General features: G+C 36.4%; 12 protein-coding genes. 4 read left to right on the forward strand and 8 right to left on the reverse strand.

The features are described from left to right. Positions 1–286 precede the first annotated feature (286 nt). Together J2S06_RS09375 and glsA are read right to left on the reverse strand one after the other, a co-directional pair. Complete coding sequence (locus tag J2S06_RS09375; protein WP_044747270.1) at positions 287–568, reverse strand: YlaN family protein; 282 nt, start codon at positions 566–568, stop codon at positions 287–289. A gap of 116 nt (positions 569–684) precedes the next feature. Continuing rightward, positions 685–1,614, reverse strand: a complete 930-nt coding sequence (gene glsA / locus J2S06_RS09380) for a glutaminase A (protein WP_419152111.1) — start codon at positions 1,612–1,614, stop codon at positions 685–687. A gap of 108 nt (positions 1,615–1,722) precedes the next feature. Here glsA and J2S06_RS09385 point away from each other — a divergent pair, with 108 nt between their 5' ends. Further along, positions 1,723–2,220: a hypothetical protein gene (locus J2S06_RS09385; protein ID WP_044747268.1), complete on the forward strand. Its 498-nt coding sequence runs from the start codon at positions 1,723–1,725 to the stop codon at positions 2,218–2,220. Between the two features lie 127 nt (positions 2,221–2,347). Here the strand turns inward: J2S06_RS09385 and J2S06_RS09390 are convergent, their stop codons facing one another. Beyond that, positions 2,348–3,679 carry a PhoH family protein gene (locus J2S06_RS09390; protein ID WP_044747267.1) on the reverse strand — a complete coding sequence of 444 codons (1,332 nt, stop codon included), beginning with the start codon at positions 3,677–3,679 and terminating at the stop codon, positions 2,348–2,350. 156 nt (positions 3,680–3,835) lie between these two features. Between J2S06_RS09390 and J2S06_RS09395 the strand changes: the two genes are divergently transcribed. Next, positions 3,836–4,441, forward strand: a complete 606-nt coding sequence (locus J2S06_RS09395) for a YhcN/YlaJ family sporulation lipoprotein (RefSeq protein WP_044747266.1) — start codon at positions 3,836–3,838, stop codon at positions 4,439–4,441. A gap of 57 nt (positions 4,442–4,498) precedes the next feature. On the opposite strand, the gene J2S06_RS09400 is transcribed toward J2S06_RS09395, so the two are convergent. Next, positions 4,499–4,954: a pyridoxamine 5'-phosphate oxidase family protein gene (locus J2S06_RS09400; RefSeq protein WP_044747265.1), complete on the reverse strand. Its 456-nt coding sequence runs from the start codon at positions 4,952–4,954 to the stop codon at positions 4,499–4,501. A 141-nt stretch (positions 4,955–5,095) separates the two neighbouring features. Here J2S06_RS09400 and J2S06_RS09405 point away from each other — a divergent pair, with 141 nt between their 5' ends. Continuing rightward, positions 5,096–5,296 (forward strand): YlaI family protein, encoded by a 201-nt coding sequence (locus tag J2S06_RS09405; RefSeq protein WP_044747279.1) that lies wholly within the window; start codon positions 5,096–5,098, stop codon positions 5,294–5,296. A 68-nt stretch (positions 5,297–5,364) separates the two neighbouring features. Here J2S06_RS09405 and J2S06_RS09410 read toward each other — a convergent pair whose 3' ends face one another. Further along, positions 5,365–5,673: a YlaH-like family protein gene (locus tag J2S06_RS09410; protein WP_044747264.1), complete on the reverse strand. Its 309-nt coding sequence runs from the start codon at positions 5,671–5,673 to the stop codon at positions 5,365–5,367. A 23-nt stretch (positions 5,674–5,696) separates the two neighbouring features. Then, the gene (gene typA / locus J2S06_RS09415) at positions 5,697–7,541 is read right to left on the reverse strand and encodes a translational GTPase TypA (protein ID WP_419152107.1); all 1,845 of its coding nucleotides are present in this window, start codon (positions 7,539–7,541) and stop codon (positions 5,697–5,699) included. Positions 7,542–7,664: 123 nt separating this feature from the next. Here typA and J2S06_RS09420 point away from each other — a divergent pair, with 123 nt between their 5' ends. Further along, positions 7,665–7,850, forward strand: coding sequence for a DUF5325 family protein (locus tag J2S06_RS09420; protein ID WP_044747262.1), 186 nt, complete (start codon positions 7,665–7,667; stop codon positions 7,848–7,850). Between the two features lie 149 nt (positions 7,851–7,999). Here the strand turns inward: J2S06_RS09420 and J2S06_RS09425 are convergent, their stop codons facing one another. Then, positions 8,000–8,803, reverse strand: coding sequence for an inositol monophosphatase family protein (locus J2S06_RS09425; protein WP_044747261.1), 804 nt, complete (start codon positions 8,801–8,803; stop codon positions 8,000–8,002). 208 nt (positions 8,804–9,011) lie between these two features. Next, complete coding sequence (locus tag J2S06_RS09430) at positions 9,012–9,200, reverse strand: hypothetical protein (RefSeq protein WP_044747260.1); 189 nt, start codon at positions 9,198–9,200, stop codon at positions 9,012–9,014. Positions 9,201–9,680 lie beyond the last annotated feature (480 nt).

Consider the following 9,680-nt stretch of genomic DNA (forward strand, 5'->3'; position numbering starts at 1 on the left):
ATTCTAGCTGTCTCTATTCTACTATATTTCACCTCCAAATGTTCAAACCTATTAAAATATGAGTAAAATTTCATATTTCCTTTATAATGGTCGATAGACGAGCACAAAATAATTGTTATAGAAAAAAAATAAGTTTTGAACATTATAATATAAAAAATAATATGACTCAACTAATTTTTCGCATTATGTTGAAATTTCTGACAAATATACAGAAAAGAGACCCTTAAAAATTTTCCGATAATAAAGAACTCAAACCAATTAGATGATGGTTTGAGCTTTAGTAACCTTATTTTTTCATAAATGCCTCATGTAAAGATGACAGCTCCCGTTCAAGCATATCCAGCAATGCCTTCCCTTCATACTCTTCAATGAGACCTAAACGTACAGCAAAGTCAATTTCTCTCGATAGGCCAAACATTTGTGTATCTAAAACCTCTTCATATAGAGGACATTGAGGCATTGTTAAATTATCCATTTGAACTTGGATCAATTTCATAATTTTATCAGCATCTGCTTTCAGAAGCGCTAATGCCTTTTCACGATGATCAACCGCAATCTCAGACGCCAACTGAATCCCTCCGTTCTGCTGTACAGACGTACTCTATCTATTTATATTAAACGTATGAGAATAAAAATGCAAGAATTCATCCTCCACAATTTAAGACAAATATATGTTGACAGCTTTTAAAATATACTTAAAGAATATTTGGCTGATAGTAATTCAAGAAGACGAATCCCTGAAATACTATTCCCTTTTTCATCTAAAGAGGGTCCGAAAATGCCAATACCATATCGGTTTGGAACAACAGCGAGTATTCCTCCAGATACACCGCTTTTTGCTGGTATCCCAACTTTTATGGCAAACTCTCCTGAAGCATTATACATTCCACAAGTGACCATAAACGTTTTACATAGCCTCGCAATCTTTTCAGGGATTAATTGCATGCCAGTTTCTGGATGTTTTCCATTTAAAGCAAAAACAGCCCCAATCTTGGCAAGATCTAAGCTATGCATTTGTATAGCGCATTGTTTCGTATATAATTCCATTAATTCTTCAACATCCCCTTGAATAATACCGTGCTCCTTTAAAAAGTAACACAACGACCTGTTTAGCCAAGCCGTATCATATTCTGATTGAGCGACTTTTTCGCTGATGGAAATGGTATGATTGTTCGTTAAATTCCGAACAAACGTGATGATTCGTTCGAATTTTTCCTCTTTATTTTTTCCTTTAATCATGTTGGTTACGGCTAACGCACCAGCATTAATCATCGGATTTAACGGCTTCGATGGATTTACCGTTTCCAATTTCGCAATTGAATTAAACGGATCTCCTGTTGGTTCCATCCCTACCCTTTCAAATACATATTCCTGTCCATGATCCATTAAGGCTAAAGCTAGTGTAAGCACTTTAGAAATACTTTGTAAAGTAAAATACGTCTCCATTTCTCCTGCTTTCACACACGTTCCATCAACATAGTAAATGGCGGCAGATAAATCATGTTGATTCGCTTCAGCTAATGCTGGAATATAATCTGCGACTTTCCCATACTTTGTCACTTTTTTTGCTTCTTCTATAAACTGCTGTAAGTCAAGATTCGTTTGACAAGCCATTTCTGTCACCTCAAACCTTCTGCTTGTAAATTTTAATTATTATTGTCTCTTGAAATATGTGACAAAATACAAGAAAACGCTTATACTTGAAAAATGGAGGGATGAGAGATGAGCGATATTATACCAATAAAAGGAAATGTTAAGTATTCGATTACCCTTGACCCAGGTGTGTGGATATTTGATGATCGCCGCATTGATTTACATACATATTTTGATCAAGGACAAAAAGAAGAAGAAACAGATCAGGATTATATTGAAAAAACGGCCAAGCATTTTGAACGTGAAATACGCGAAGGAGCTGTTTTTCCACCGACATTAAAAACGGAACAAAAATATGAAAAAGAAAAAGTGTTAACAGGCTCCTTTGCAATGCCTTTAAAGCCTTTTTTAATTAATGCTTCCCCAAATGAAGACGCTCATGCCGTTATTTTCCATACCGAAACGGATGAAATCGAAATGAGCCTAGAAGATGCAAAGGAAGTGATTTTAGCGTTTAGTCGAGATGGAAAACCGCTAAAAGAAGACGGACCGATACACGTCTATTTTCCAGATGGGTCGAACCGTCACAACCCGATTAGACGAGTACGTGAAATTATCGTGAAATAGGGGGAAAGCTCCCTTTCCCCTTTTATTCCCATTAAGGAAGCATAGCTTGCAGCAGCTGAACTGAAAGGGGAGCTAAGCTCTCATACCATGAATCTGGCTGTATAAAGCTTGGCCGCCCAGATTTTCTTTATAATAAGTCGGCTGCTAATTGGGCTAATCCTGATCGCTCCCCTTTTATCAGCTTTACGTGTCCAGAGATTTCTTGATCTTTAAACTTTTCGACAACATACGTTAATCCGTTGTTGTATTCATCTAAATAAGGATGATCAATTTGCGCCGGATCACCCATTAAAACGATTTTACTTTTCTCACCAACCCTTGTTAAGATTGTTTTCACTTCATGTTTCGTTAAGTTTTGGGCTTCATCAATAATGATAAATTGTTCTGGAATACTTCTGCCGCGAATGTATGTTAATGCTTCCACTTCAATCGATCCCATCCCCGCTAATATGGCATCTAATTCACCAGGTTTTTTTGTATTAAATAAATATTCAAGATTATCATAAATCGGCTGCATCCAAGGCCGTAATTTTTCTTCTTTTTCCCCAGGAAGAAAACCGATATCTTTCCCAATTGGAACGATCGGCCTTGCTACTAACAGCTTTTTATATTCTCCGATGTCCTCTGTTTGCATAAGACCGCTAGCGAGTGCTAATAACGTTTTTCCAGTTCCCGCTTTTCCAATCATCGTTACAAGTTGTATATCTTTTCTCATCAACAATTCAAAAGCCATAATTTGTTGAACATTCCTTGGTTTTATTCCCCATACATGATCGTAATCAAAAATTAAGCGTCTAACTCGCTTCCCTGTTTTATCGACAATACCGATTGCGGATTGTGAACCTCCAAGCGCATCTTTCATGACAATGAATTGATTTGGATAGAAGGGATGATTGGTTATTTCAGATAGAATAAGTTCATTTTTTTCATAAAAACGGCTTAAGTTTTCTGTACTTATGTAAAGGTCTAGGTAACCCGTGTATATGTGATTAATTTCAACAACACGATCACTTAAAAAATCTTCTGCATTTAGTCCAATAGCATCTGCTTTCACACGTACTAACGCATCTTTACTAACAAGGATAACAACTTTGCCATCTTCCTTTGCTTGTTCTTCTAATGATAAGTTTTTCGCTATAGCTAATATACGGTTGTCATTCGTTTTCTCAACAAATATATCACGCAATTGCTGAAAGGAACGATGATTTAATTCGATTCTTAACGTTCCCCCATTTGGCAATGGGATTTTTTCATGAAGACGTCCTTGTTGTCTAAGCTGATCCATTAATTTAGAAACTTGTCTAGCATTTCGTCCAATTTCATCCATATATCGTTTTTTCGAATCCACTTCTTCTAACACGACAGCAGGAATCACCACTTCATTTTCTTCAAATGAAAAAATGGAATAGGGATCTTGCAACAGGACATTTGTATCCAAAACATAGATTTTTCCCAACATTTCGCCTCCTGCTCCGATTTTTTTTGAATTACCAATTGCTTTAAAGATTGGAAAAAGTCCTTTGTTGCTAAAATATATGTATTGATGCATAAAGATAGAAGATTAAATAAACAATAATGGCAAAAGAAAAGCTTCGCATAAAAAAGGAGTGAAAATATGCGAATAGTATTGATTTTAGTCGTATTTCTTCTTACCTTTTTAACCGGATGCTCCGCCAACGAAAATGCTCATGAGGATGTTCCTGATGAATACAAAACAAGAGCGATCACAGTGAAAGATTCAGTACAGGAAAAGGTGGATCGAAAAACAGGTCAACAAATTGCAAAGCATCTCGTGGAATTAGCGAATCGAGTCCCGGATGTACAAAATACAACTGCTGTCGTTCTCGGACAATATGCTGTTGTTGGAATTGATGTTGATCAAAACTTAGACCGAAACAAAGTCGAGTCAATAAAATATTCGGTTGCCGAGGCATTAAAGCATGATCCATATGGGGCTAATGCTGTTGTTGTCGCAGATCCTGATACGATCAAAAGATTACAAAATATCGCTGCTAGTATACAGGATGGAAGACCTATTGGTGGCATATTAGATGAATTAGCTGCCATCGTTGGACGTGTCATGCCTAATATTCCTAGTGATATTATCGATAATCAAGAAAAAAAGCCAACGAAACAATTTGAAGATCAATTGCCACAAAACAAAGAACGTCAATTGAAAAAAGAACAAAATGACCAATCAAATCAACAAATGAAAAAATAAAAACTAGTCGATTGTAAAGATTTGTGAATACAAAAAGCTTAGTCTAAAAAACTCAGACTAAGCTTTTTTCATCACATCCATCACTTGTTTATCAAGGCGTGCAGCTGCTTTTTCATCATATGTTTTTACGTAGGCCGGCTCCACTGAAATTTTAGCGCCATAAAACATGACATCACGTACTTCAGAAATATTCAATTCTATTAAAGCAAGCTTAAGTGGAACTTCGTCAAGTTTTTCTTTTTTTACATGAGCATTCCCGCTAATTGAGTATGTAGATTCATTGGTGATCAGCGTGATGACCGTTGCGGGATGATGATGAATATTTTTCACAATTCGTGAACGGTTGTCTACCGCAAAATAAATTCGTTTTTCATCAGGGGCATACACCCAGGAAATGGCACTTACATTTGGTGCTCCAGTTTCATAATCAATGGTTGCAACTGTCACAAAGTGCTCTTGCTGTAAGCTTTTAAATAGTGGTTCAATTAAAACAGTTTCTACCTTATTAGCCAAGACTTACACCTCCAACACCAAGTCTTACTTCCATCTTACTCTTTTTTATCTTTCAGTTCCATAAAAAAATGGAATTCGTATATGATGAAAAAACATGGTATACTTCATTTGATACACCTTTATAGAAAGGTTGAGTTGCAAATGCGGGTAAAATGTGTTCTTTGTGATCAAGTAGACGTGATTGACGATGATTCTCCCCTAGCCAAAAGATTACGAAATCGACCAATTCATACATATATGTGTCATGAATGCCATGAACGGATCACCAAACGGACAAATGAACGAATGAACACTGGGCGGTTTAAACTGTACCGAGATCAAAAAAGCGAAAAGAAATGGTGATGTAGATTGTAAATAAAAAATCCTTCAGGCTTACCTGAAGGATTTTTTATGGAATATTAATCATCATCTTATTGTTCAGCCTTTTTGGAACGATGTAAACGAATTTTATAAATAATTAAAATGAGTGCAGCTACAACAAGACCTTCCGCAACCGGCAAAAAGATTCCTAAAAACGTTAATATCGTACATCCAAATCCAAGAAATAAATAGATGATCGCTGATTTTAAAATTGGCAGTTTTTTCGCAAATCCTAATTTGTAAACTATTATGGATAAAATGAGAATCGTTATATATAAATACCACATTCCGGCTTCAGGCTGTTCATCAACACGATAAAGAGTTGCAAAAAACGATAACCTCTCCTGCACGTCTACCATGATCTCGCCCCCATTGAAAACGATTAAGATTTTTCTGCTAATTTTTTTCTTTTTGCTATTTTTTCCCGTTCATTTTTATCTAATATTTTCTTTCTTAAACGAATAGATTTGGGCGTTACTTCACAATATTCATCTTCATTTAAATATTCTAATGCCTCTTCTAGAGACATCCGTCGCGGTTTTTTCATCCCCACTGTTTGTTCTTTCGTGGATGAACGGATATTTGTTTGTTGTTTCACTTTACAAATATTTACAACAAGGTCATTTTCACGATTATGCTCACCTACAATCATCCCCGCATACACTTCCGTACCTGGTTCCACAAAAATTGTGCCACGATCTTCCACTTGTTGAATTCCATATGAAGTCGCTTTACCACTTTCCATCGAAATTAATACACCTTGCCGTCTACCCCCGACTTGACCATTCTGCATTGGTTGATAGCTATCAAATGAATGATTTAAAATTCCATATCCACGTGTAATGGACATAAACTCAGTTGTATAGCCAATTAAACCACGAGATGGAACCATAAATATGAGTCGGACCTGTCCATTCCCATTATTAATCATATCAACCATTTCACCTTTTCGAGCTCCCAGCGATTCCATGACAGCACCTGTATATTCCTCAGGAACATCGACTTGAACGCGTTCTACTGGTTCCGAGCGGACGCCATCGATTTCCTTCACAATCACCTCTGGTTTAGATACTTGCAATTCATACCCTTCTCGCCTCATATTTTCAATTAATATTGATAAATGGAGCTCACCACGCCCAGAAACAATCCAAGCATCTGGGGAATCAGTTGCTTCCACCCGTAAACTAACATCTGTTTGCAGCTCATGCATAAGGCGTTCTTCAATCTTTCTTGCTGTCACATACTTCCCTTCACGTCCGGCAAATGGACTATTATTGACCAAAAACGTCATTTGTAATGTCGGTTCGTCTATACGCAACACAGGGAGTGCTTCAAGATGATCAACTGGGCAAATCGTTTCTCCTACATTGATATCTTCCATACCTGATACAGCAACAAGATCTCCAGCTTTTGCCTCGTCAATTTCGATCCTTTTTAAGCCTTGAAAACCAAACATTTTTGTAATTCGGAAATTTTTTATAGATCCATCTAGCTTCATTAAAGAAACTTGTTGGCCTACTTTCATCGTTCCACGGAAAACACGTCCAATCCCTATACGACCAACATACTCATTATAATCAAGTAGCGCTACTTGAAATTGTAATGGGTCAAGATGATTGTCAACAGGCACTGGAATATGCTCGAGTATTGTATCAAAAAGCACTTGCATATTTTCCTTTTGCTTCTTTGGGTTCGGGTCAGTACTTGCCGTACCATTTAGAGCCGAAGCGTATATAACAGGGAATTCAAGCTGTTCATCATTTGCCTCCAATTCGATAAACAGTTCGATCACTTCATCGACAACTTCTTCAGGTCGCACAAAATCACGATCAATTTTGTTCACAACGACAATAGGAGTTAAATTTTGTTCAAGTGCTTTTTTTAATACAAAGCGTGTTTGTGGCATGCAGCCTTCATAAGCATCGACTACTAACAGTACACCGTCAACCATTTTCATGATTCGTTCTACTTCTCCACCAAAATCAGCATGTCCTGGTGTATCTAAGATATTTATTTTTGTCCCTTTATATTGAATGGCAGTGTTTTTAGCTAAAATCGTAATCCCACGTTCCCGCTCAAGATCATTTGAATCCATCGCCCGTTCAGCCACTTGTTCATTTTCACGAAATGTACCTGATTGGCGAAGCAGCTGATCTACTAATGTTGTTTTCCCATGATCAACGTGAGCAATGATGGCAATATTTCTTAAATCATGACGACGTTCCACAATTTCATCTCCTATACTATTAAATAAACCTACGATATTATATCATACAGTATAGAAAATAAGAAAATTTTTCGTTACACTAATAGTAAGTGTTCATTTTTTGCGTCTTAAGGGGATGAAAACATGAAAAACGGAAAATGGATCTTTTTATTACTAGCCATGATGGCGGCATTATTCATCGTATTGATTGGGTTTTCCATTGGGGCGAGTAGTTTAACAGGTGTTATTCTGTCTGGAATTGGAGTCATTGCTGTCTTTGCCATTGGTTTTTCACAAAAAAAGAAAATGCGAGAAAAAGGGTTATTATAAACTTCGGCTCAAATTGGCATGTTATGTATCGATCAAAAAATGACCAAAATTGGTCAAATTTAAACAATAAATCTTTTCGAGTAAAATATAGGGAAAAATGAAGAGGCTGTTAAGTGTTCAAACCCTATGTGCAACAGCCTCTTTTTCATTTACGAGGAATATTTTCCTTTTATATAATCATTGACAATTTTTGCATGGATGCTTGGATTAGCAACTAAAATACTGGATTTGTTTAATAAATCAATTGGGTTCCCATCTAAAGTAGTTGTTATTCCACCAACTTCATCTACAATGACAACCCCAGCCGCAATATCCCATGGGGCTAAACGCATTGTAATATACCCATCTAATCTTTTGGTTGCAACATAAGCAAATTCTAAAGCTGCTGAACCAAACGACCTTGTCCCTCTTACACGCTTAACTAAAGGAGTTAAAACAGAAGGATCAATTCGTTTATTTTCCGTTACCCATGTTGCGTTAATCGCTAAAATGGACTCTTCTAATTTCACATCAGGTAGTTTAGGAAGTCGCATGTCATTCATATAAGCTCCATTTCCTTTTATCGCATGGTAAAGCTCATTATGAACGACATCGTATATAAGTCCTATCTTTCCGATGCCATTTTCATACACTCCAACTGATATACAAAAATTTCTTTTTTGATGGACAAAATTCATCGTTCCATCTATTGGATCAATAATCCAAACAATTCCATCTAACGTATTCAGTTCATGACCCGATCCTTCTTCTCCTAAAATGTGATGGTCAGGAAACGTTTGGGCAATATTGTCAAAAAAGTACTCCTCCACTTCACGGTCAATATTGGTCACAAGGTCATTTGGATTTGATTTCGTTTGAATGGATAAGGACTTATCAAATGAAGCTTTTATTTTTTCCCCTGCTTCTTTCACCCATTCTTTTGCTTGACGATCAATTTCATGCCAATTCATCATATGAAACCCTACTTTCTATGTATTCACCATTTGACGATATTAGAATACTGTATAATTTTACCTAAAATCAAGTGTCATCCAACTTTTCCGAAAAAAACGAACCTCATTCAGGTTCGTAAAATGTTTTATTAACCAAATGTTCACGACATCAAATAGAAATTGATCTGATCGGATAAGGAAACACATCATATCTGTAATATAATTCCTTTTATATTTTTAATCGCAACCATTCGTTACGAAGTTTTTCTAATTTTCTTATGCATTCTTTTTTCTTTTGCTCATCATTTTCTTTCATAGCCTCAAACAATGTCGCTAATTCATAATCGAGTTCTAATTTAACAACTGTTAAACGTTTTTTCGCCTCATATTTTTGTCTACCTTTCATCACCTGTTTCACCCTTTTCGCCCCTTTCATCATTTGTAACGGGTCAGTTCCAAAAACGATATCTCTGTCTTATTGATAATATCGTATGAAAATGAAATTTACCTTGGCACTTCCAATATCAATTTGTGCGGATACCTATTTTACGTAGAATTTTAAATGAAGGCTGTTTTCGTAAACTTTGCTGCTTTTTGACTGTCAATGAACCGAACAAAGTACGTAGTCGGACAAATCACATTTGTCCGACCATCGATTTTTGTTCGGTTACGTCACACTACGCGTGACATAGCAAGCGTATCGCTTGCCTATGACAGTCGAAAAGCTATAGTAAAGCAACAATCTTTTTGTAAAGAGCCTAAATAAATAAAGGATATTGTGATAAAATGTTCGTAAAATGTTTAAAAGGAGCATTCCTGTTAGAAGTTTTTTCGGGGACTTGAATAAAAAAAGCCCTCTTGGTATGATTCGGGGGTGTCAATCGCACGAATTGACCCC

Source organism: Bacillus alveayuensis, assembly GCA_030812955.1.
GTDB classification, from domain to species: Bacteria; Bacillota; Bacilli; order Bacillales; family Aeribacillaceae; genus Bacillus_CB; species Bacillus_CB alveayuensis.